The following is a 23,168-nucleotide window of genomic DNA, read 5'->3' on the forward strand; positions in this document are numbered from 1 at the left end:
ATAAAACAGCCAGTAATTTTACTGGCTGTTTTATTTCCAATATCCGAATCGATTATTACTGTTTCAAAGCAAAAGCCATAACGTAATCGCCCACTTCATTGGAATGCGCTGCGCCGCCTACCGATACGACAATATATTGCTTCCCTGTTTGAGGTGACACATAAGTCATTGGTGTTGCACTCGCCCCAATCGGTAAACGATATTTCCAGATTTCCTGACCCGTTGCAGCATCATAAGCGCGCAGATAATAATCCTGACTTCCAGCAAAAAATAATACCCCACCAGCAGTTACCGATGTACCTGCATAAGTTGGCATTCCCATCGCTAAAGGAATATGAGACTTGATTCCCCAAGGCCCTAAGTCTTTTGTGGTACCTACTGGAACTTGCCACAACACTTGTTTACTTTTCATATCAATCGCGCTAATGGTACCAAACGGTGGCTCAGTACATGGTGTTTCCATGGCAGATGTCCACATCATGGTGACCATACCATATGGTGTACCCGTTTGAGGTGAAGGCCCATGTCCTGTTCCATCGGATGGATATTTTTTACTGACCTTTGCAAACTCATCGCGTTTCACCAACCAGAATACCGATGGAATACGAATATCATTCATATAAGCAATCTGATTTTTGGCATCGTACGCCACACTTCCCCAGTTCATTCCGCCTAAATTTCCAGGTTGCTCCAGAGTTTTATTAAAACCAACTGGAGTAAAGTCACCTTCATAGCTCATCTTTTTAAACTGGATTCGGCACACTAGTTGATCAAATAAAGTAACACCCCAAATTTTCTTCTCATTTAAATGATCAGCACCAATGGTAGGCATACCGACTGAATATGGCTGAGTTGGAGAAAGTGGTTTTTCATCTGGAATCGGACTCTTTGAAGGTACTGGTTTTTCCACCACATCGGCAATGGGCTGACCTGTTTCACGGTTCAGCACAAAGATTTGTCCGCGTTTTGTGGTTTGCATCACTGCTGGGACAATGTGACCATTTTGATCTGGAACATCCATCAGTGCAGGCTGTGAAGGCAAATCATAATCCCACAAATCATAATGCGTGGTTTGAAAATGCCACTTTTCTTTACCAGTACGCACATCCAATGCCACTAAAGATGAATTATATTTATTCGAAAATTCAGGACGTTCTCTACCGTAATAATCAGGCGTGTTATTACCCAATGGCACATAAACCAGCCCTAGTTTGTCGTCATAACTTAAGGTTGACCAAGAATTTGGAGTACCACGTGTATAGGTCTGACCTGTTGGCGGCAACTTATCAATTGCAGGATTACCCAAATCCCAAGCCCATTTTAATGCACCTGTTTTTGCGTCAAAACCGCGAATTACTCCCGAAGGCTCACCTACTTCCTGATTATCAACCACCCATCCACCAATCACGATAGTATCATTTGCAACCAGTGGTGCTGACGTTTGAAAATAGAAACCAGGTTTCACATCTCCCATGCCTGTCTTCAAATCAACATAGCCTTGCTGACCAAACTCCTGACAAGGTTGACCTGTTTTAGCATCAAGCTCTAATAATCGTGCATCATTGGTGGTTTGCACAATACGTTGCTGGCATTGGGCTTGATTCGCCCCCTGTGCCGCTGTTGCTGCTATAGATTTGGTTAGATTTGTCTGACGAGCATCAAAATAACCTAAACCACGACAACGTTGCCAAATAGGTGATCGACCATTGGCATCAAATTTCCAGACTGATTTTCCTGTATCGACATCTAAAGCAGCAATAATGCCGTTACGTGAACAGCTATATAGCAGATTATCTACCTGTAATGGCGTATTCTGATCAATCCCTGGCCCTTTATCGCCAGTATGATACGTCCATGCGACTTGCAGATTTTTAACGTTATCACGATTGATTAAAGTAAAAGGAGAAAAACGGGTTCCTGCATTGGTACGCCCATAGGCTGTCCAATTTTCTGGCATTCCAAAAGGTGTATGCGCTTGGTAAGACTTACCATTTGCATATTGAACATCATGGGGAAAGAAAGCGGCTATCGCCATACCAATGAAAATCACCAGTGAACCTAGACTAAAACCTAGCGTTTTGGCATTGTAATGCTCTTTTCGTAACGCATATAACGCAACAAAAGCCAAGCCCAACGGAACCATAATTCTCGCTAGCATTGGCCAATAGGCAAACCCACGTTCGTAAATGGCCCAGAGAAAAGTTATAACTAAAGCAATGATGACTAAATAAAATCCAAGTGATTTATTTTTATACAATAAAAAACTACTCGCCAGATAAATCAGACCAAGTAAAAAGTAATAAAACGATCCACCAGCGCTAATTAAACTTATTCCTCCAATAATCAGAAATAAGCTAGTAAACAACATAACGAGGATGATTAAAAACCTAATTATTTTCATACTGAAGTGACCTTTTTTTGATCTTTTTATTTTTTATAACACATGTTTGACGTTACATGGTTGTCACTTTGTGAGCAATTATTTTACTTTTCACATAAAAATAGGAAGTTTGACGATTTACACCGTCAATTTATGACCTTCTCTAATACAATAAAATGGATTAACAAATTTCGATGAAGTTTTGAGTAAATGACTCAACTCTTGTTCTGGCTCATCACGGCTTTCATCAGTCAGTTGAAAGGTTCGATAATGAATTGCCATAGAACGTTGTGCTTGTAAGTCTAAATGTGCATGCAAGGCATCCTGCGGATTCATATGCACATACTGCATTAAATTACGCGGTTCATAAGCACCTATCGGCAACAAAGCGATTCTTGCATCCCCAAAGCGTTCATGAATTTCTTTGAAATGTGGAGAATAACCTGTATCTCCAGCAAAGTAGCAGTGACCATTGCGAGTAATCAGTGAAAAACCACCCCACAACGCTTTATTTTGATCACGTATACCACGTCCAGAACCATGTTGAGCAGGTGTATAAGCAATCGTGACTTCATCATGAAACGGAATCATCTGCCACCAATCCATTTCAATCACATGAAAGTCTTTAGGAAGATAATAGCGATTACCCAAACCTGTATAAATCGGCATTGCAAATTTCTGATGCAACCAATGTAAAGTCGCCAGATCCATATGGTCATAATGATTATGACTAAGCAAAACAGCATGAATTGTCGGTAATTGTTCCAATGCAATACCTGCTGGGCAAACACGTCGTGGACCACGCCCTTGTTGTGGACTGGCATATTCACACCAGACTGGATCTGTCAAAAAGTTAAAGGGGCCAATTTGAATCAGTACTGTTGCATGCCCAACAAACCAGACTTGCCAATCATTCATGTCTGCATCAGGGCGATTTTTTGGTAAGGCGATGGGAGTATTAATACGATGCTCATATTCTTTCTGAATATCGACCTGCCATGTAAATGATTCGCGCGTGGCAAGCCATCGTAATAATTCTTTTGATCCTTTTGCACCAGAACGCTGGATCTGATTTTGAAAACGACTAGAACTGGCATGTTCTGAATCTGCATAACGAAATGGTGGTTTACTCCATGTATGTGTCCAACAGGATTGAGTCGGCAATTGATAAGTTAATGTCGGCTTCTCTTTCATAGGGCAATTCGGTTATGCAGCAATAGTTTAGGGTCGAGTGTTTATCCATCTTAACGATTAAATCAAATTATGCTACTCCTCAATTTATTTCTCTTGTAACCGACCTTTCATTCGCTGCAACCAGACTTGCTTAGATTGAGGTTTAATAAACAGTGCGACAATTTCAGGATAAATCTGTCTTGCTGTCATTTCGATACGATTGACACAAGCTTCAATCTCATCTGAAGTTAAATTATCTTTAAATTCAAGACTTAAAGATGCAATTACCTGATGAGCGCCCATTTGTTCAGTCAAGACACCATTTGCCGAAAAAACTGCTGGATCTTGTTGGGCAATCAATAATAGATTTTCACGCAGCTCAGGATTGGCTGTTTCACCCATTAATAAACCTTTGGTTTCACGCGCCAATAAAAAAGCAGAAATCGCCAATACAACACCGATCAAGATAGATGCCACACCATCTAATACAGGCATATTTAGATAATGCGCTGCGGTAATTCCGATTAGAGCAATAAACAACCCAATCAATGCGGCAGAGTCTTCAAACAATACAGTAAATGTCGTCGGATCTTTACTACGCCGAAATGCTTCAAAATACCCCAGTGAACCTTTTTCTTTACGAAAACCTTTCAGTGCGACGCGCCATGAAATACCTTCACAAATAATTGCAATCCCAAGCACAATATAATTAATCATGGGAGAAACCATTTCTTCAGGTTGACGGATATGCTGTATTCCCTGATAAATTGAAACGATTGAACCCAATGCAAAGACTAATAATGAAACGATAAAAGCCCAGAAATAAAGTTCGCGCCCATAGCCAAAGGGATGTCTAAAATTAGCAGGTTTCTGCGATTGTTTTAAACCGTGTAACAATAAAATTTCATTCAGTGTATCGACCACAGAATGTACAGCTTCACTGAGCATAGCAGAACTATTGGTGATATAAGCTGCGACAAATTTAACCAAAGCGATCACCAGATTGCCCAATAACGCCGCATAAACCACGATTTTATTTGACTCTGCCATTTCAAAATCCTGTTTTTATTTTTTCATTCATTTGTTGTTATAGCGATAATCAGTTTATTTACAAAGAATTTTCCTGTTGTCATTTGTTGTTTTAAAGTCTTCATGACTCACTTTTTTCTGATGCATGCTTAGCACAGATTTTACTTTTTATTTCATAGATATAATGCCTTTAATTCCATCAGGTAAGGCAGCACTGTTATGCAAAATATTAATATATGGTGTTAAACAAGTTATGAACTTATTTCATTAATAAAATCATCTCTCTAAAACATTCAACAATTTATAATTTAACTACTCAGCCTGAGTTTTTTATGTTTTATAATTAGCTCCAAAGCTATTTTAATATTTTTTGGATAAATTTATGGAGTTAAGGCATCTTCGTTATTTTGTCACTGTTGCAGAAGAATTAAATTTTAGTAAGGCCGCACTCAAACTTTACACTGCTCAACCCTCTTTAAGCCAACAAATTAAAGATTTAGAAGCAGATGTTGGTGTTAAATTATTAAACCGAACCAAACGCAAAGTTGAACTAACTGAAGAAGGTGCAGCATTTTTAGAACAGGCTCGTTTAACACTAATCCAAGCAGATAAAGCTGTCGCCACAGCACGTCAGATAGCAAAAACAAAGCAACAACGTCTAAGGATTGGTTTTGTACCCACCGCGGAGATCAATGTTTTCCCTCAAGTGCTTCCACAATTACGCATTCAAAACCCTGAACTGGTGATTGAACTCATTCATATGAATGAGCAGGAGCAAATTAGTGCGCTTAAAAAAAATGAGTTGGATATTACATTCACTCATCAAGAGCTTAATATCGACAATATTGATAGCAAAAAAATATTGAGTGAAACTTTAATCTTTGTCATTCCTGAAACGCATCCATTGGCGCAGCAACCTGTGATTCACTTAAACACTTTGAGCTATGTAGATTTTATTTTACCGAATCAAGAAGACTTTCCTACTTTACATGCACTTATCTCAAGGTTCATCAAGCAATATCACTTAACCTTAGATACACATAAAACAGATCATCTACTGTTAGATCTCAATAAAATGGAGCATGATAACTGGTGTATGATTTTACCGTCCTATACTAAATCGATGTTGGCCCCTGATCTGGTGATCAGAACATTAGCCGCAGATTTGCCAGATTTACCCCTATTTATGAGTTTTAATGAACAGCCAACTTCAATCAACACACAAAAATTTATTCATCTGATATCGAAAGTATTTTGTTCTGAATAAATCCTGATTAGATTAAATCATGCCGAATATGTAGCAAGCTCATTTTATGGCATTATCATGAACGTAGCTTGCTTTAGAAAATCAAATAACACTATTATTTTAACAATTACAATAACCATATCTCAGAGAAAACTTGATTATGTCTTTCTTTTTACATCGGCTCAAAAGTGGTATCCATAATCGCCCACAGTTTTTTTTGGCACTCTTGATTGGCATCGTCATCTCTCTGATTTTAACCATTATCACGCTTTGGCACTGGTCAACAATCATCTTATTCAGTTGGAATATTTCTGTAGGAATATATCTCATTCATGTTAAAAAAATGATGTGGCAAGCCGATCATTCAGCCATGCAAACTCAAGCAAAAAAACAGGATGAGAGTAAATGGGTGATTATGCTGTTAGTGATTTTGGCCCTTTTGATGTGTCTTATTGCCATTGTGATGCAACTTTCATCGATTACGAAAAATACGCCTTTTCAATACTGGCATTTAGGTTTAGCACTACTGACCATTATTTCAGCATGGCTATTTATGCATACCGCTTTTGCTTTGCACTATGCCCATGATTTTTATATCGCTCGTTCTTATGGAAAAGAAGACGGTCTGGACTTCCCCAAAACACGCGATCCGATGTATCCAGATTTTGTTTATTTTAGTTATATCATCGGAACTTCAGCTCAAACTGCTGATGTTTCAATTACTTCGCAGCATATGCGCCTTTTAAATATTTTTCATGCGATGCTGGCATTTGGCTTTAATACGACGATTTTAGCAATTTGTATTAATATCGCGGCAAGTTTTATATCAGGTTAAAACCATAAGGAAAGCACATCTGCTTTCCTTAAAGAACCCCATATTTAACTGAGACAAATAAAATTACGTTACTGTGCCCTTTTTCTCTGATGCACAATCCTGAGATATTGCTCGATATTTAGGATTCAATTTTTTCTTGAATCAATTGTTTCAAATAACGATGCAGTTCCGCAATATTATTCACTATCGTTAATGGCTCATATCGTTGCAATATCTCGATATCATGTACACCATAACTCACACCAATACGAGGCATTGCGATATTCATTGCCATTTCAAGGTCATAACTACTATCACCGACCATAATCGCATTGTCCACATTTACCCCCGTAAACTGCAAAATTTCTTGCAGCATTAATGGATGTGGTTTCGACATAGTCTCACTTGCAGCACGAGTGATATCAAACAAGTCGTGACTTTGAGTCTGGGTAAGCACCCGATCCAATCCACGACGGCTTTTACCTGTTGCGACTGCCAATTTCATGCCTTGATTTTTTAAATCCTGCAAAAGTTCAGCCACGCCATCAAACCATGCATCATGTCTGGAATTTTCTACATAATGCTCGCCATAGCTGACCAAAATCTCTTGTTGTAGATGAGGCACTTGTGGAAATAAAGTTTGCATCACCTCAGGCAGGCCTAAACCAATAATGCTTTGTGCCGCCTCATCAGTTAAAGGTTGTTCAAATTTTGCTGCGGCAAATTTGAGGCTTGCAACAATTTGTCCCACTGAGTTAAACAGTGTGCCATCCCAATCAAATATAATCAGTTCAGGTCGGTTCATTTTTTCGCTCTCAACTGTGCCACAACACTTTGAATATCTTCCGGAAGCGGTGCTTCTATGACAGGATAATCTGGTATTTCCAGACGCATCGCATGTAAACATAAACGACGTGCTTCTGGCCCTGTATAAACGGTTTGATGACCATATTTATCATCCCCGACCAATGGATGACCAATACTTAGACCGTGTACCCGAATCTGATGCGTACGTCCAGATAATGGCGAGGCATAGACCAGTGTTGCATCCTTAAAGCGCTCCGCAATGACCCATTCAGTTTTACTTGGTTTGCCTTCTTTAGAAACACGAACACGACGTTCACCATTGGCCAATTCATAACGCAATAATGGGGCATCGATCAGTTGCTTATCTAGACTCACCTGCCCTTTAACTAAAGCAGCATAAGTTTTACGGATTTTATGTTCTCTTAATAAATCTTGAAGATGTTTTAAGGTACTGCGTTTTTTGCTGATCATAACCAACCCAGAGGTATCTCGGTCGATACGATGAATCAGTTCAAGATATTTTTTACCCGTCGCAGCACGTAATGCTTCAATCAAGCCATAGGCGACACCACTCCCGCCATGCACCGCAATTCCCGCAGGTTTATTGATGACCAATAACCCTTCATCTTCATAAACTACACGCTTTAATAAACTTTGTGCCACTTGATCACTCACAGGCGCAGCAGTTTCATCTTTTGGTTCATAACGAATAGGGGCAACCCGAATCTGATCACCAATATTAAGCTTGCTTTCTGCCTTAATGCGTTTTTTATTGACCCGTACCTGCCCTTCACGAATCAGCCGATAAATTCGACTTTTAGGCACACCTTTTAAGCGACTAAATAAAAAATTATCAATGCGCTGCCCTGCTTGATGCTCATCCACGTCAAACCAAGTGACACTTTGCCATTGCTGTGTAGAATTCATACAGTATTTAAAATCCGATTATTTATTAAATTTGAGTGAAAAATAACCATTTAGACAGTTGATTTCACAAGAAACATCTATTTAGCCCATAGGCAGATGCTGCAAGGTTTGATATAGTCAGCGCACGGATACCGCCGTAAGTGAACAAAAACGAAAAATATTTCAATGTTTATGAAATCCATTTTCGTTCAAGATTTCACCTAAAGCTCGGAAAGGTCCCAAAAGAATATGCCGACGCCGAAGGCTTATTATATCGGCAAAATGACAAACTGTTGCGTTTAATTATGCTTTTGCATACGCAGTTTGTTGAAAAATATATGTTGCCAACCTTTAATGTTGGTTATTAAACGTAAACTGATGCACATCAGACACGTTGCGTCATCATGACCTTTCAGGCTCAAGCGTTGATGCATTGGAACTGCCGAGCACCGATACGACGATCATTCCGTATCAAGACTTCACAAGGTAAGTCTTCAAGCTCCGTGACAGTGAAAGTCATCATCCAATGCACCGCTCACTCGCCAGTGAAAAGTCAGGATTCGTCGTTAATCGAAACTGGATGAATACGCGACTACTGACATCATTACAAGCATCATTCACCGAAGCTACATGTGAGATCAGGGAATTTTAGCAACAGAGCAAAAATATTTTGTGATCTGGGTTAAATAAGATGCATGATGACTGCCAATAGTTGTCCGCTTTATCGATGTTCGTACTTTGTCTGAGTGAGTCACTATTAGGTGTCACACCCATGAAACGTATGTTGATTAATGCAACTCATGCTGAAGAAGTACGCGTTGCACTTATCACTGGTAATCGTCTTTACGATTTTGACTTAGAGAATCGTACCCGCGAACAAAAAAAATCTAACATCTACAAAGGTCATGTCACTCGCGTAGAACCTTCTCTAGAAGCCGTATTTGTTGAATATGGTGCGCAGCGTCAGGGCTTTTTGTCCATGCGCGAAATCGCCAATACTTACTTTAAGGCTGACCCACGCCAAACTTCAAATATCCGTGAATTGATCACTGAAGGTACTGAACTTTTGGTACAAGTGGAAAAAGAAGAACGTGGCAATAAAGGTGCTGCGCTTTCAACTTTTATTTCTCTTGCTGGTCGTTATCTGGTCTTGATGCCAAACAATCCGAAAGGTGGCGGTATTAGCCGTCAAATTTCAGGTTCAGTTCGTGAAGAATTGAAAGAAATGTTGGCATCACTCAATATCCCTCGTGGTATGAGCGTGATTGTGCGTACTGCTGGGATTGGTCGCTCTCAAGAAGAATTACAGCTAGACCTACAACATCTACTCGATTTGTGGAATCAGATTCAAAACACAACGAATTCTGGCCCATCGCCAATGTTGGTACATCAGGAAGCAGGTGTTGTGACTCGCGCTATTCGTGATTATTTGCGTGATGATGTTTCTGAGATCCTGATTGATAGCGAACAAGCCTATAACGAAGCCTATAACTTTGTTAAAGCAGTGATGCCTCGTCAATTAGACAAGCTAAAAACATATACATTAAACGAGCCTTTATTTGCTCATTTTGGTATTGAAAGTCAAATTCAGACTGCTTATGAACGTGAAGTAAAACTTCCTTCAGGTGGTTCAATTGTGATTGATCAGACTGAAGCTTTGGTTTCGATTGATATTAACTCGGCCAAATCAACGCGTGGTCACGATGTTGAAGAAACAGCGCTAAATACCAACCTTGAAGCAGCCGAAGAAATCGCACGTCAATTACGTTTACGTGATATTGGCGGATTGGTAGTCATCGACTTTATCGATATGACCAAAGATCGTAACCAGCGTATGGTCGAAGCCAAATTACGTGAAGCAACCCAAAGTGATCGTGCACGTATTCAGTTTGGTCAACTTTCTCGTTTTGGTTTGATGGAAATGAGCCGTCAGCGTTTACGTCCATCTTTAGAAGAAGCAACTGGCTATGTTTGCCCACGCTGTCATGGCACAGGCATGGTACGTGACCTGCGCTCTTTATCACTTTCGATTATGCGTAAAGTGGAAGAAATTGCACTACGTGAACGTCATGGCGAAGTACAGGTTGAAGTACCTGTTGAAATTGCGGCATTCTTGCTCAATGAAAAACGTCATAGTCTGGTGTATTTAGAACAAACTTCAAGTGTTCGTGTAACAGTATTACCACATCCTCACTTGGAAACACCCCATTACGAAATTCAATATAATCCTGAAGGTTTTGCACCTTCTAGCTATGAGCGTACTGAAGCTACACGTTCAAGTGAAAAGGAACTTGGCTACGAGTCATCTGAATGGCATCTGGAAGAAGCGGATCACGTTCATGCTGCTCCCGTACAACCTGAGCAAAATAAACGTAAAGCTGTAGCTCAAACGTCTAATACTCCAGCAGCCCAAGCGACTGTTGCCGCTAAAGCAGCAAGCCCATGTGCGTGGTTAGAAAATCTGTTTGTACAAAAGCAGGCTCAAACCACTGACCAATCGCGTTCTGCGCAAAATGCTGCATCAGCCATTGAGCAAATGGTGAATGGAGGTGCTGTAAGCCGTGGTCAATTTGGTCAGGTAAACATTGCTAGCACGACAGAAACTGTAGTTGCTACAACCTCAAGCAATAATGCTTATATGTCTCAAGCACCTGCGGCTAAGCAGGAAGTCCGTGACAACGCTGAGCGTGACGAGAAAAACAATCGTCCAAATAACAATAAAAAGCGTAAGCATAAAGATCAGCGTGAACGTACCGACCGTGAACAACCACAACAACGTGAGTCAAATCAAGAGCAACAACTTGCACAAGTTCATGAAGAAGTGATTCAGCTTTCACGTCATGAGCAACGTGAACAAAAACGTCAGCAAAAACGTCAGCAGCCGCAAGAACAAAACCATGTACAAAATCATGCGCAAACTGAAGTACAGGCTGAAGAAGTTGTACCACGCCGTGATCGTAATAATCAGCAACGTCCAAACCGACCAAATCGCAATCGCGACCAAAGCGTTTTAGACAATGCCAATCACACGGCGAATAAGCCTGTAGTGAACGATGCACAGCAGGTTAAAGTCAATGTCATCGATACCCCACGTAATGAGATGATGACGACTGCACTGGTGATTAATGTCGATCAGGCACAAAGTGAAATTGTGGCATTAAATCCACAAGTTACACCACAAGAGCCGCCGAAGCAGACTGAAAATCCTGTTGCGAATCCAGTTGAAGAAGTGGTGGTAACTGAAGCACAGCCTTCCGAAGCACAGTCTAAACCAACTGAAGTTGCCACTGAGCAAACTCGCTCACAGGTGAAACGTGCCAGTAATGATCCACGTATGCGTCGTCGTCAACAACGTGAAGCACAGCAATCTAAAGCTGTAGCAGTAGCGAAAGTACAACCGTCGCAAATTCCTGAATTGGCAAACTATACATTGGGCAGTCTCATTCGCCATGTGTATGGTGAAGACTGCACCGTACTGATTGAGCAGTTTGGTCTTGTTCCAACTTTCAACCGTGCTTTGGTTAAGTTTACTGAGCAATATGCCAATAATCAGGCTCCAGAAGCAAAAACGGTTCAGGAAGATAAAAAACCTGTAACACGTGATGCACAACTTCCGAGCGTGAAAACGGCAGAAGAAAGTGAGCCAGCTGCTGTACTGCCATTAACTCCACCAGAAGCAACGGCAAATCGTGTGGCAAATGATCCGCGTGAACGCCGTCGTTTAGCCAAACTTGCAGCAGAACAGGCACATGAGCAAGCAAAGCAAGCTCAAACTGAGCCAAAAGCTGAAACTATGAGTGAAGAAACAACAGAAATTAAAACAATTGATTCAGCGCAAGCTGCATCTATTGCACCTGAAGTTTCAGAAACTGTAGAACCAACAAACCATCAGGCTGAAACGCAACAAACTGTTTCTCAAGAAGAAGCACCTACGCCTGTAAAAACAGAGCAAGCTAAAGTAAATACTGAAGCAGAAAAAGCGACCAGTAAAACTCAAGCAAAACCTGTACAAGTTGAACTAAACGAAGTTACTGCTTCAGCACAAACATCAGAAACGCAAGTAAATGATGAAACGACTGAAAAATCGGCAGCGACTGAAGCAGCCGCCGATGCAGACAAACCAAGTCGTCCGCGTCGCCCACGTGGTCGTCCGCCTAAAAAGGCCAGCACAACTACGGAATAATTTGCACAATTGCATGTAAGTTATGAAAGCCTAGTCATTTCGGTGACTAGGTTTTTTTTGATACTTTATGTCAGATTAGGTTGATTGCACTAGTGCAAAACCTTTAAAACAACTTCTGCGTCATTTTAATGTCTACGTTTTCGTAAACATAAAACTGTATTGGATAGATCGAAAAATAATAGGATGTATATGAGCCAGACTGCACAACCCGATATCATTACGCTTGGAAATGTTGCTTCACGCCTTCCTGCTTTTTTGCCCAAAGTCCCGCATATCCTTGCTGGTCTAAAACAGGCCTATTTACGTACGTCCTCCACTCCAGCAGGCTTGGGTATTGCATTTGAAAAGGCAGTTAAACGTAATCCTTTAGGTGATGCGTTACTATTTGAAGAGCAACGCTACAGCTATCAGGCCTTAAATGAATGGGCAAACCAGATTTCGCACTATTATCTTTCAATAGGCGCACGTAGAGGTGATGTCATTGCCGTTATGCTGGAGAATCGTTCCGAGCTAGTTGCAACTGTCATTGGTCTGGCTAAAATTGGTGTCACTGTTGCATTAGTTAATACGTCACAAACAGGCAAAGTCCTGACTCATAGTATCAATCTGGTCAATCCAATCGCCCTTATTTTGGGAGAGGAAGTTCAATCCTGTATCGATGAAATTCGTGACGATATCAAGCTTCCAGCAGATCGCTTTCATTGGTTTGCAGATCAGGCGACTCGTCAAAATGTCGGTTCAGCCCCGACAGGGTATCTCAATCTGGCAGAAAAAATTGATCATTTTGCCAAATTCAACCCACCCACAACACATACTGTTCAGGGTAAAGATGGATTATTTTACATCTATACCTCTGGAACAACAGGACTGCCTAAAGCGGTGATTTTCACACACAGTCGCTGGACTCTGGCTTATGGAACTTATGGTCATATCCTTAACTTAAAACCTGATGACGTTATGTATGTCACCTTACCGCTTTACCATGCAACGGGGATCGTGGTGTGTTGGTGTGGCGTGATTGCAGGTAGTGCTACATTGGCAATTCGCCGTAAATATTCGACCAGTGCTTTTTGGAAAGATGTACAAAAGTTTAATGCTTCAGCAATTGGTTATGTTGGCGAGCTTTGTCGTTATCTTATGGATGCACCTCCCTCTGAACTTGACCGTGCCCATCGCGTCACTAAAATGATTGGGAATGGTATGCGTCCAAATATCTGGGACAAATTCAAACAACGCTTCGGTGTTCAGGAAGTCCTTGAACTTTATGCATCGAGTGAAGGAAACGTCGGTTTTAGTAATATCTTCAACTTTGATAATACGGTTGGCTTCTCTCCGACTCCTTATGCAATTGTTCAATTTGACAAAGAAAAGAATGAAGTCGTTCGAGATAAAAAAGGTCACTGTATCAAAGTACACACAGGCGATGTAGGGCTACTCATCGGTAAAATTACTCGACGCTCACCATTTGACGGCTATACAGATCCTGAAAAAAACAAAGCTGTGATCTTAAAAGATGTCTTTAAAAAAGGCGACTCTTACTTTAATACGGGTGACTTAGTACGTGATATTGGTTTCCGTCACGCGCAATTTGTCGATCGTTTAGGTGATACTTTCCGCTGGAAAGGTGAAAATGTATCGACTACTGAAGTCGAAAATATGATTTGCGACTATGACAAAATCGCAGAAGCTGTGGTTTATGGTGTCGAAATTCCAAATACCAATGGTCGTGCAGGAATGGCTGCGATCACGCTGGCAGATGGAGCTGAACTAAATGATCAAGACTTGACCAATATGGTTAATGATTTCAAAAAGAGTTTGCCCGCCTATGCCATTCCCGTATTTTTACGTGTTCAGAAAGTGGTTGAAACGACTGGAACATTTAAATATCAGAAGAATAAACTCAAGGAACAGGCATTTGATCCAAGTAAAACAGATGAGCGTTTAATGGTTCTTTTACCAAATGCTAATGCCTACTGCGATGTAACTTCTGAGATTTTTGAAAACATTCAGGCCTATAAATATCGTTTTTAGCATATTTTTTAACTAAACAAGAGAAAATCGTGCTTTTTATAAACAGTTATTCGATTGTTTTTAAATTTTCTCTTGTGTTAGTTGAGGATCTTGCTAAAATACGCTCCATCAAAACGATACAGTGTTAGAAAGTTTACTTTCTTCTGAATCTAGTAGAGTTCGAATATTTTAGAAGATTAAAATTTTCTTTTTTCATTCGGGTAAATCCTTAAAGCGATGCTTTAAGTTTACTTATTCTCGATTAGGGTCGTTAGCTCAGTTGGTAGAGCAGCGGACTTTTAATCCGTTGGTCCCGCGTTCGAGTCGCGGACGACCCACCATTGATTGTTTTGATAATCCTAGCATTGCTTAAATGCTTGCTCAGGGTCGTTAGCTCAGTTGGTAGAGCAGCGGACTTTTAATCCGTTGGTCCCGCGTTCGAGTCGCGGACGACCCACCAGATTCTAAAAGCCTCAACATACAATGTTGAGGCTTTTTTTATGGATACTTTATTTTCTCATCATGAATATTTCATGACATTAACCATGATTTAAAATCTAAATATTCGATCATATTTATAAAAAATAACTGTTTTTACGATTTTAAAAAATCCATTATCTTTGTTCTCAAGTTAAGAAACTTTCTCATTCAACCCAGAGGACTAGAGCATGAGTTTAATCAATACTGAAATCAAACCGTTTCAAGCCACTGCTTACCAAAATGGTCAATTCTTTGATATTTCTGACGCAGACTTAAAAGGCAAATGGTCTGTTGTGTTCTTTTATCCTGCTGACTTCACTTTTGTCTGTCCAACAGAACTTGAAGATTTAGCAGATCAATATGCAGAATTTCAAAAGCTTGGTGTTGATATATACTCAGTTTCAACTGACACACACTTTACCCATAAAGCATGGCATGACACGTCCGACGCGATTGGTAAAATTCAATATGCCATGATTGGCGATCCAACATGGACAATTTCTAAAAACTTTGAAGTTTTAATCGAAGCTGAAGGTCTTGCAGACCGTGGCACCTTTGTCATTGATCCAGACGGTAAAATCCAGATTGTCGAAATCAATGCAGGTGGAATCGGCCGTGACGCTCAAGAATTATTACGTAAAGTCAAAGCGGCAGTATATGTCTACAATCATCCAGGTGAAGTTTGCCCAGCAAAATGGAAAGAAGGTGATGCAACACTTGCACCATCAATTGATCTCGTCGGAAAAATCTAAATGATAAAAGCGAATTTTTAAACTAAATCTTGAAAAACCACGTTCTTTAAAGAAGGTGGTTTTTTATTTTAACGGTGTAAACAACATGTCTGTTGCAATACAGGAATAAGCCAACTCATAAATACATCCAAACGACGTGGAATGTATTGTCGATTTGGGTAAAGTATATTCAGAGGCAACGCAGGACACACATAACTGCTTAAAATTTCTATCAATCTGCCCTGTTCCATATCCTCACGCACATCATAATAAGGAATTTGAATGATTCCTAACCCAGAACGTGCTGCCTGAATATAAGCCTCAGTATTATTTACACTCAGCCTAGCATTGAGTTTGATCTGTTCTTTGCCATAACAGAAGATACCCTGCTGCTCGCCAACGCTACTTGGATAATTAATCATCGCGTGTTGTTGTAAGTCTTGCAATGTTTGCGGTGTGCCAAACTGCTGTAAATAATCTGGACTGGCACAATTGACCATCTCTAAAAATCCTATCGATTTGGCAATGAGGCTACTATTTTCGAGCGTTCCAACACGAACCACACAATCCACCTCTTGCTCAACCAGATTGGTCAAATGATCCGAGCTATGAAGTTGAATTTGAATGTTGGGATATTGCTGAAAAAAATCAGATAGCACAGGAACAACGATCTGATGTGAAATTCGACTCGGCATATCTACTTTTAAAATACCTTGATAATCCTGATTATGTGTCTGAATCATCTGTCCAAGCAGTTGATAATCCATAAGTAAATTTTGGCATTCAGGTAAAATCCGTTTACCATCCTGTGTCAGGCTAACTCGTCGTGTCGTGCGCTGAAATAGTCTAACCTTATAAAATGCTTCCAGATTTTGAATGGCGGATGTAACTGTAGACCGAGGTAAATCCAGACGCAGTGCCGCCTCACTAAAACTCTCCCGTTTAGCGACTTCCACAAAAATTTCAAATTGCTGTAAACGGTCCATGCTATTGTTCGTGATTTCTGAATAGTGAAACTAAATTAGCATAATTGATGCTTACATGATTCAAATCTAGACTCATACATATTCAAAAATAGATCTGTTGAAAGGAAAAAATCATGGCGGCACAAACCTTAAACGATAAAGTTGTTTTAATTACTGGCGGTGCAAAAAATTTAGGTGGACTGATTTCTCATCAGTTTGCTAAACAAGGTGCAAAATTAGCTATTCACTACAATAGTCCATCGACTCAAGCTGATGCAGAAAAAACATTGGCTGAGGTGAAAGCCCTAGGTGCAGACGCCATTTTATTACAAGCAGATCTCAGCTCGATCGATCGCATTGAAGAGCTTTTTGTCAAAACCAAGCAACATTTTGGTGGGATTGATATTGCCATTAATACAGTAGGTCGTGTTCTTAAAAAGCCAATAGTTGACACCACAGAAGACGAATTTGATTCGATGAGTGACATCAACTCAAAAATTGCTTATTTCTTTATTCAATCAGCAGGTCGTCACCTGAATGATGGCGGTAAAATTTGTACCATTGTGACGTCCTTGTTAGCCGCGTACACAGGTCTTTATTCGACTTATGAAGGATTAAAAGCACCTGTTGAACACTATACTCGTGCTGCATCAAAAGAATTTGGTGAACGCGGTATTTCGGTGACTGCGGTAGCACCTGGCCCGATGGATACCCCATTTTTTTATGGTCAGGAAGCACCTGAAGCAGTGGCTTATCATAAATCGGCTTCTGCACTTGGCGGGCTTACCAAAATTGAAGATATCGAGCCTTTAGTACGTTTTTTGGTGACAGAGGGCTGGTGGATTACAGGTCAAACGATTTTTGCCAACGGCGGCTACACGACGCGTTAAGTCCCTGCTCATGTTGGGGACGCCGATCCCCAATATTTTTATTTAAGGCTCTAGATCAAAGCGGTCTGGGCCTGACTGAATAACATGAAGATGATAAGTAGATTTCAACATATTCAGCGTTCTGGCTAAATCCTGCGTGGAGTATGCACCAGAAACCTGTATTTTCTCTAAACTCGGATCAAGATTAATCTCACTTTGATGGTAGCGTGACAATTCTGTTATAAATTGCTCTAAATGCATACTATGCACAACCAGTAATTGTTGTCGCCAAAGCAATGGCAGATCACTGTAGGCATCGATATAAATTTGCTTTTCATCGAATCTTATTGTGTGCTGAGCAGGAACATCGCGATAGTATTGAGACTGTTGTGGTTGAGTGCGTACTATGCCCTGTTTTACAATTAACTCGGTCTGAGTGGGTAAATGCCGCACATTAAATACCGTTCCAAGTGCCAATAAATCGCCATCTGCCGTATGTACCGTAAATGGACGTTGCTGACTGTCCTTATGTGTTTCGATATAAATTTCACCGCGTGCTAATTCAATACGACGCTGCTTGGTATTGTATTTTACCCGAATCTTGCTATTACTATTTAACCAAAGTTGGCTGCCATCTGCCAAACTCAGTTGTTGTTGTTCCCCGATTTGTGTTTTATAAATATCAACAGGGTCAAAACTAAACATTTCGGGTAAATAATCTTGCTGACGAATTCCCTGAACAGCATAAAGCGCAACACATATTGCAAAAAGAATGAGGCTAAATTTAGTTGCATAATGCTGTTTTGGCTGCATGTGTTGCATGGTTTGAGCCATGACCGTCTTGGGAACTCGACCCAATTTTTCATCAAACATGATGACATTTGCCCAGACCTCTTGATGCAATACGTCAGCAGCTAGCCATTGATCAAAGCATGTTTTTTGCTTTGCATCCAAAGCCTGCTCCTGCATCTGCATATACCATTCAGCAGCTTCACGATAGGCACGCTGTCTAGCACGATCTATTTTAGTCTTTAAAGGGATATTCATATAGCAGCCAAAATATTAAAACTGGCATTATTCCATCGCCATAAAGCAAGCTGCCATGGCATGGGTCAAATCACGCTTAATCGTTGAAATTGAAATATCAAGTTGTTGTGCAATTTGCGCATAACTCAAGCCTTCTAATTGTGCGAGTATTAATACCTTTTTTTGTCGATCTGGTAAATCCTCAATCAAATCACATAGCTCACACAGGGTTTCAATGACTAAAAGATGTTCTTCAAGGCTGATGCTGTATTCAAGTTGTTGTTCTGCCAAAACACTCAAATAGGCTTGTTCAATTTTTTTGCGTCGATACAAATTAAACATCAAGCTTTTGGCAATGGTGGTGAGTAACGCCCGTGGTTCATAGTAATAATAATCAGCGTAACGGCTCATAATTTTGACAAAAGTATCCTGAGTCAAATCGGCTGCATCACAGTGATTACTCATTTTTTTACACAGCCAAGCATATAACCATGATTTATGTTCACGATATAAACCATCAATATGCTGATTAACCTGCTGTTTTGTCAAAATCTGATCGGAAAGCATCTTGCTAAACCAAAGAGAAAATAATAATAATTATCGATACTATGTGATGTTTTGTAAATAACTTAATATTTATAATTTTTAAAACTATAAATTTCATAAAGTTAATCAAAATAAAAAAATAAATAACGAATCTATGAGCTGTTTTCGATTCTCAGGTGATAACTCTATAACGGAATCATTATTTTTAATTACATACCATTCTTGTGCGGGGAACAAATTATGCACGTTGAATCTTTAACACCTTTGAGACTCAAAAAAAGATTAAGTATTGCCATAAAATCTATCATGTTAGGGACTTTGCTTAGCGGAGTGGGAACAATTACATTAGCAGCAGAGGCCAAAGCATCGCCCACCAAGACTCAGTCCATTCAAATCCATGCGGGTACGCTTGATCAGGCTTTGGCTCAGTTTGCAGGTCTAACAGGTACAGAGCTGTCTTATGATCCAACATTGGTCACAGGTAAAAAGACACAAGGCTTAAATGGTCAATATACATTTGAACAGGGTATTACCCAATTATTGAAAGGAACTGGCTTAACTTTAGTGAAACGTCAGGATGGGACATGGGGCATCATTAATTCTAAAACACAGCCGCGTGAAGTTGGTCAGTTACAGTCGATTAATTCAACTGCAACCCAGCAAGGTCAGACCTCTAACTCTGCACAACTTCCACTGATAACAGTTACAGCAGACAATCCAACTTATACGTCGCGTAAATCTACCAGTGCAACCAAGCTCAATCTGTCCCAGAAAGAAACACCTCAATCTATTTCAGTCATTACCAGTCAGCAGATAGAAGACCAACATCTGACTTCGCTTGAAGATGTCATGGATCAAACACCAGGTATTTCAGCCTTCAAACAAGGACAACGCGCCGCAGGCTATCGTACCTTTAGTGCTCGTGGTTTTTCCATTTCCAATTATTTACGCGATGGTATTCCCACTTCTTATGGGGCAACTTATGGCAAAGACATTGCCGCATTAGAAAATTCAGCAATCTATGAAAAAATTGAAGTCATTCGTGGTTCAACAGGATTAACCACTGGCTCAGGAAATCCAGCCGCCAGTATTAATTTAGTTCGAAAAAGACCAACTGATGATCTAAAAGGCTCTGTTCAAGTTTCAGCAGGTTTGTGGAGCAATTATAGCAGCACAGTGGACGTATCAGGCCCACTGGATCAAACAGGTGATCTTAAAGGAAGAATGGTCATGTCCGCTCAGGAGGGGGACAACTGGCAAGATCGCTATGATTTTTCCGACAAACTTATATATGGTGCATTGGATTATGATGTCAGCGATAAAACGGTACTAACCAGTGCGTTAACTTATGAAAAAACACGTGCAAATGACGCAACAGCACAAGGATTTCCTTTTTATACCAGAACCCAGACTGGCGTGATTAATTCAGTACAAACCATCTTTGACCGAAAGGATAATCCTGCAACAGATTTCGCCTATTCAGATACGGAACGTCTAAATATACTGGCGGGTGTCGAACACCAGTTTAATGACAACTGGAAAAGTGTTGCGAATTATAGCTACTCTGACTCGGAAATGGATCGTGTGGTGGGTGTTGCAGGTTCGACTTTCTTTGATCCAGACAAGGATCGAATGTCTATTGTCTACGGTCGTATTTACACTGCCCCTAAAGTCCATTCTTTAGACTTGTATACAACAGGGAAATTTACAGCATTCGACCATGAACATACGCTTTCATTTGGTGTAAATGGTTACACCCTCACAGATAAAAACTTATTTAAACTGGCTCGTAATGGCGTTGCATCCATTTCAAACTGGAATGGACAACCGATTAGTTACGGAGATATTCCATCCAAAGACTTGGCAACTGATGTTGACTCGAAACAACTGGGTATTTTTGGCGCAGCAAATCTGCAACTGCTTGACCCGCTAAAATTAGTTTTAGGTAGCCGTTTGAGTTATTGGGAGCGTGACAATGGTCCAGAGAACAAACAAAAAGAAAATGGTGTGTTCACACCTTATGCAGGTTTAATCTACGACATTAATCACTATTTATCTGCGTATGCCAGTTACACTTCAATTTTCAACCCATCATCACGTAAAGATATTGACAATAATTACCTCGATCCAGAAGAAGGAAATACCTCTGAATTTGGTTTAAAATCTGAATTTTACGATGGTCTACTGAACACCAGTCTTGCTTATTTTATGTCGAAAATGGATACCTCGGTTGTTGGTGGTACTCAAGCAGATGGCTCGACTTATTATGTCCAAGCCAATGACACTAAAACCAAAGGCTGGGAATTAACCGTTGCAGGTGAAATCTTACCAAACTGGAATATTCAGGCAGGCTATACTTATACGGATGCCAAAGACAATAATGGTATTCGCTTAAATGCAGCAGAAATTCCTAAACAATTATTCAAATTATTTACCAGTTATAAAATTAATCAATTTACTGTCGGTGCTGGTGTGAATTGGCAAAGTGAAATATACAGTCAAGTTGCTAATCTAAAACCTTTGCAGCTACAGGAAGATCGACAAAAATCGTATGCACTGGTGAATGCGATGGCAAAATATCAAATTAATAAAGATATGGACGTTCGTATCAATTTGACCAATCTATTTGATAAAGAATATAAACAAAGCGTTTATAACGTCTATGGCGATCCAAGAAACTTTACCGCAACATTCACCTATAAATTCTAAGTGATCAAAATGAGCGCGCCCCAAATCAGAATGAATTACACTGATTTTGGGGCGCTCTTTATTTTCAGGATCTGTGTTTTTTTATTGCAAGATTACAAAAAAGCATCAAGTACCGAATTTAAAAACAAATGGCCCTGTTCCGTACAGGCAATACGTTCAGAATCAGCAACAAGTAATTTTTTCTGACGCAAACCATTTAGGGCAGGTTCTATTTCAGACAGAGATAAACCTGTACGCTGTTCATAAAAATAGACTGGCACACCCTCATTTAGACGTAAAGCATTCATCATAAATTCAAATGGCAATTCATCTGCCTCAATCCGTTTCCATTGGCCATGTTCAGCAGGTACTTTAGCGAGATAATCTTTAGGTAAACGGGTTTTCTGAAAACGATAAATCCCATCTGCTTGGGTAACTTTGCCATGCGCTCCCGCCCCGATCGCCAGATAATCGCCAAACTGCCAATAATTTAAATTATGGGCAGAGGGTCGCTCTTTACGCCATGCCGAAACTTCATAATTTATGAAACCCTGTGCTTTTAAATATTGCTCACCTTGTAATTGAATCTGTTCAAGGGTTTCATCCTGTGGCAAGACAGGTTGTGTTCTGAAAAACACCGTATTCGGTTCAATCGTGAGTTGATACCAACTGATATGCGTTGCGCCATGTTCAGTTGCAAGCTTTAAATCAAATAATGCCTGCTCTAAAGTTTGTTCAGGTAATCCATGCATTAAATCGACATTAATACGTTCAAAACCTGCCTGTTTTGCGAGTTTAATCGCCTCAATTGCATTGGCTGAACTATGAATACGCCCTAATCGCTGTAGATGTTCCTGATTGAAACTTTGTACCCCAATTGACAAGCGATTAATCCCAGATTTTAAATAATCGGCAAAAGGATCATGTTCCACTGTTCCCGGATTAGCTTCTAAGGTAATTTCACAGCCTTGTTCAAACTCAAGCAAAGATCGTAATTGTATAAATAACCATTGATAACCTTGTGCCGAAATCAGCGAAGGCGTTCCCCCGCCGATGAACACACTGTGAATTTTACGTCCCTGAGCAAAATCAAGCTGTGTCTGAAAATCGGCCACCAATGCATTTAAATATTGTTGCTCAAGTTCCAGCGACAATGCACCGTTGGGTACAGCATGCGAATTGAAGTCACAGTAAGGACATTTACGCACACACCACGGCATATGAATATATAAAGAAAGTGGAATTTGGGTAGGATCAAGTAAACCAGTCAAGAACAACGCTCAGGCAATACAACTGCATTAGTTTAACATGACTA

The 23,168-nt window shown here is 40.2% G+C and carries 16 protein-coding genes and 2 tRNA genes; 9 read left to right on the plus strand and 9 right to left on the minus strand.

Annotated elements, in window-relative coordinates; translation table 11 throughout:
* Window positions 1-55 precede the first annotated feature (55 nt).
* From A7A69_RS03625 to A7A69_RS03635, 3 genes are all read right to left on the minus strand, one after another.
* Window positions 56-2,368 (minus strand): membrane-bound PQQ-dependent dehydrogenase, glucose/quinate/shikimate family, encoded by a 2,313-nt coding sequence (locus A7A69_RS03625; RefSeq protein ID WP_241675208.1) that lies wholly within the window; start codon window positions 2,366-2,368, stop codon window positions 56-58.
* A 150-nt stretch (window positions 2,369-2,518) separates the two neighbouring features.
* The gene (locus A7A69_RS03630; RefSeq protein ID WP_152876314.1) at window positions 2,519-3,574 is read right to left on the minus strand and encodes an MBL fold metallo-hydrolase; all 1,056 of its coding nucleotides are present in this window, start codon (window positions 3,572-3,574) and stop codon (window positions 2,519-2,521) included.
* Between the two features lie 84 nt (window positions 3,575-3,658).
* Window positions 3,659-4,603, minus strand: a complete 945-nt coding sequence (locus tag A7A69_RS03635; RefSeq protein ID WP_120369770.1) for a cation diffusion facilitator family transporter — start codon at window positions 4,601-4,603, stop codon at window positions 3,659-3,661.
* A 361-nt stretch (window positions 4,604-4,964) separates the two neighbouring features.
* Between A7A69_RS03635 and A7A69_RS03640 the strand changes: the two genes are divergently transcribed.
* Together A7A69_RS03640 and A7A69_RS03645 are read left to right on the plus strand one after the other, a co-directional pair.
* Complete coding sequence (locus tag A7A69_RS03640; protein WP_152876315.1) at window positions 4,965-5,849, plus strand: LysR substrate-binding domain-containing protein; 885 nt, start codon at window positions 4,965-4,967, stop codon at window positions 5,847-5,849.
* A 139-nt stretch (window positions 5,850-5,988) separates the two neighbouring features.
* Complete coding sequence (locus A7A69_RS03645; RefSeq protein ID WP_151980432.1) at window positions 5,989-6,663, plus strand: DUF1345 domain-containing protein; 675 nt, start codon at window positions 5,989-5,991, stop codon at window positions 6,661-6,663.
* A gap of 118 nt (window positions 6,664-6,781) precedes the next feature.
* Here A7A69_RS03645 and A7A69_RS03650 read toward each other — a convergent pair whose 3' ends face one another.
* Together A7A69_RS03650 and A7A69_RS03655 are read right to left on the minus strand one after the other, a co-directional pair.
* Window positions 6,782-7,447 (minus strand): HAD-IA family hydrolase, encoded by a 666-nt coding sequence (locus tag A7A69_RS03650; protein ID WP_152876316.1) that lies wholly within the window; start codon window positions 7,445-7,447, stop codon window positions 6,782-6,784.
* On the minus strand, window positions 7,444-8,376 hold the full coding sequence (locus A7A69_RS03655; RefSeq protein ID WP_151980434.1) for an RluA family pseudouridine synthase: 933 nt from the start codon (window positions 8,374-8,376) through the stop codon (window positions 7,444-7,446). The genes A7A69_RS03650 and A7A69_RS03655 overlap by 4 nt, the downstream gene beginning before the upstream one ends.
* Window positions 8,377-9,127: 751 nt before the next feature.
* Between A7A69_RS03655 and A7A69_RS03665 the strand changes: the two genes are divergently transcribed.
* The 5 genes from A7A69_RS03665 (at window position 9,128) to ahpC (ending at window position 15,780) form a co-directional block, all read left to right on the plus strand.
* On the plus strand, window positions 9,128-12,538 hold the full coding sequence (locus A7A69_RS03665) for an Rne/Rng family ribonuclease (RefSeq protein WP_152876317.1): 3,411 nt from the start codon (window positions 9,128-9,130) through the stop codon (window positions 12,536-12,538).
* 189 nt (window positions 12,539-12,727) lie between these two features.
* A complete protein-coding gene (locus tag A7A69_RS03670; RefSeq protein WP_152876318.1) occupies window positions 12,728-14,569 on the plus strand; it encodes a long-chain-acyl-CoA synthetase in 1,842 nt (613 codons plus the stop codon).
* Between the two features lie 244 nt (window positions 14,570-14,813).
* Window positions 14,814-14,889: transfer RNA gene (locus tag A7A69_RS03675), tRNA-Lys, on the plus strand.
* A gap of 43 nt (window positions 14,890-14,932) precedes the next feature.
* Window positions 14,933-15,008: transfer RNA gene (locus tag A7A69_RS03680), tRNA-Lys, on the plus strand.
* A 208-nt stretch (window positions 15,009-15,216) separates the two neighbouring features.
* Entirely contained in the window at window positions 15,217-15,780 is a 564-nt protein-coding gene (gene ahpC, locus A7A69_RS03685) for an alkyl hydroperoxide reductase subunit C (protein WP_152876319.1), read from the plus strand.
* Window positions 15,781-15,848: 68 nt separating this feature from the next.
* Here the strand turns inward: ahpC and A7A69_RS03690 are convergent, their stop codons facing one another.
* Entirely contained in the window at window positions 15,849-16,745 is an 897-nt protein-coding gene (locus tag A7A69_RS03690) for a LysR family transcriptional regulator (RefSeq protein ID WP_152876320.1), read from the minus strand.
* A 113-nt stretch (window positions 16,746-16,858) separates the two neighbouring features.
* On the opposite strand from A7A69_RS03690, the gene A7A69_RS03695 reads away from it, so the two are divergent.
* The gene (locus A7A69_RS03695) at window positions 16,859-17,614 is read left to right on the plus strand and encodes an SDR family oxidoreductase (RefSeq protein ID WP_152876321.1); all 756 of its coding nucleotides are present in this window, start codon (window positions 16,859-16,861) and stop codon (window positions 17,612-17,614) included.
* A 42-nt stretch (window positions 17,615-17,656) separates the two neighbouring features.
* Here the strand turns inward: A7A69_RS03695 and A7A69_RS03700 are convergent, their stop codons facing one another.
* Entirely contained in the window at window positions 17,657-18,640 is a 984-nt protein-coding gene (locus tag A7A69_RS03700; protein ID WP_152876322.1) for a FecR family protein, read from the minus strand.
* Window positions 18,641-18,667: 27 nt separating this feature from the next.
* Window positions 18,668-19,186 carry a sigma-70 family RNA polymerase sigma factor gene (locus tag A7A69_RS03705; protein WP_152876323.1) on the minus strand — a complete coding sequence of 173 codons (519 nt, stop codon included), beginning with the start codon at window positions 19,184-19,186 and terminating at the stop codon, window positions 18,668-18,670.
* A gap of 219 nt (window positions 19,187-19,405) precedes the next feature.
* On the opposite strand from A7A69_RS03705, the gene A7A69_RS03710 reads away from it, so the two are divergent.
* The gene (locus A7A69_RS03710) at window positions 19,406-21,874 is read left to right on the plus strand and encodes a TonB-dependent siderophore receptor (protein ID WP_152876324.1); all 2,469 of its coding nucleotides are present in this window, start codon (window positions 19,406-19,408) and stop codon (window positions 21,872-21,874) included.
* A 92-nt stretch (window positions 21,875-21,966) separates the two neighbouring features.
* Here the strand turns inward: A7A69_RS03710 and hemW are convergent, their stop codons facing one another.
* Window positions 21,967-23,124, minus strand: coding sequence for a radical SAM family heme chaperone HemW (hemW, locus tag A7A69_RS03715; protein WP_152876325.1), 1,158 nt, complete (start codon window positions 23,122-23,124; stop codon window positions 21,967-21,969).
* Between the last annotated feature and the right edge of the window lie 44 nt (window positions 23,125-23,168).

Source organism: Acinetobacter guerrae, assembly GCF_009372255.1.
Lineage (GTDB): Bacteria > Pseudomonadota > Gammaproteobacteria > Pseudomonadales > Moraxellaceae > Acinetobacter > Acinetobacter guerrae.

Bases quoted from the DNA above. Each gene is read 5' to 3' on its own strand.
- A7A69_RS03625 (WP_241675208.1), bottom strand. From the start codon at position 2,368: ATGTTGTTTACTAGCTTATTTCTGATTATTGGAGGAATAAGTTTAATT.
- A7A69_RS03630 (WP_152876314.1), bottom strand. From the start codon at position 3,574: ATGAAAGAGAAGCCGACATTAACTTATCAATTGCCGACTCAATCCTGT.
- A7A69_RS03635 (WP_120369770.1), bottom strand. From the start codon at position 4,603: ATGGCAGAGTCAAATAAAATCGTGGTTTATGCGGCGTTATTGGGCAAT.
- A7A69_RS03640 (WP_152876315.1), top strand. From the start codon at position 4,965: ATGGAGTTAAGGCATCTTCGTTATTTTGTCACTGTTGCAGAAGAATTA.
- A7A69_RS03645 (WP_151980432.1), top strand. From the start codon at position 5,989: ATGTCTTTCTTTTTACATCGGCTCAAAAGTGGTATCCATAATCGCCCA.
- A7A69_RS03650 (WP_152876316.1), bottom strand. From the start codon at position 7,447: ATGAACCGACCTGAACTGATTATATTTGATTGGGATGGCACACTGTTT.
- A7A69_RS03655 (WP_151980434.1), bottom strand. From the start codon at position 8,376: ATGAATTCTACACAGCAATGGCAAAGTGTCACTTGGTTTGACGTGGAT.
- A7A69_RS03665 (WP_152876317.1), top strand. From the start codon at position 9,128: ATGAAACGTATGTTGATTAATGCAACTCATGCTGAAGAAGTACGCGTT.
- A7A69_RS03670 (WP_152876318.1), top strand. From the start codon at position 12,728: ATGAGCCAGACTGCACAACCCGATATCATTACGCTTGGAAATGTTGCT.
- ahpC (WP_152876319.1), top strand. From the start codon at position 15,217: ATGAGTTTAATCAATACTGAAATCAAACCGTTTCAAGCCACTGCTTAC.
- A7A69_RS03690 (WP_152876320.1), bottom strand. From the start codon at position 16,745: ATGGACCGTTTACAGCAATTTGAAATTTTTGTGGAAGTCGCTAAACGG.
- A7A69_RS03695 (WP_152876321.1), top strand. From the start codon at position 16,859: ATGGCGGCACAAACCTTAAACGATAAAGTTGTTTTAATTACTGGCGGT.
- A7A69_RS03700 (WP_152876322.1), bottom strand. From the start codon at position 18,640: ATGAATATCCCTTTAAAGACTAAAATAGATCGTGCTAGACAGCGTGCC.
- A7A69_RS03705 (WP_152876323.1), bottom strand. From the start codon at position 19,186: ATGCTTTCCGATCAGATTTTGACAAAACAGCAGGTTAATCAGCATATT.
- A7A69_RS03710 (WP_152876324.1), top strand. From the start codon at position 19,406: ATGCACGTTGAATCTTTAACACCTTTGAGACTCAAAAAAAGATTAAGT.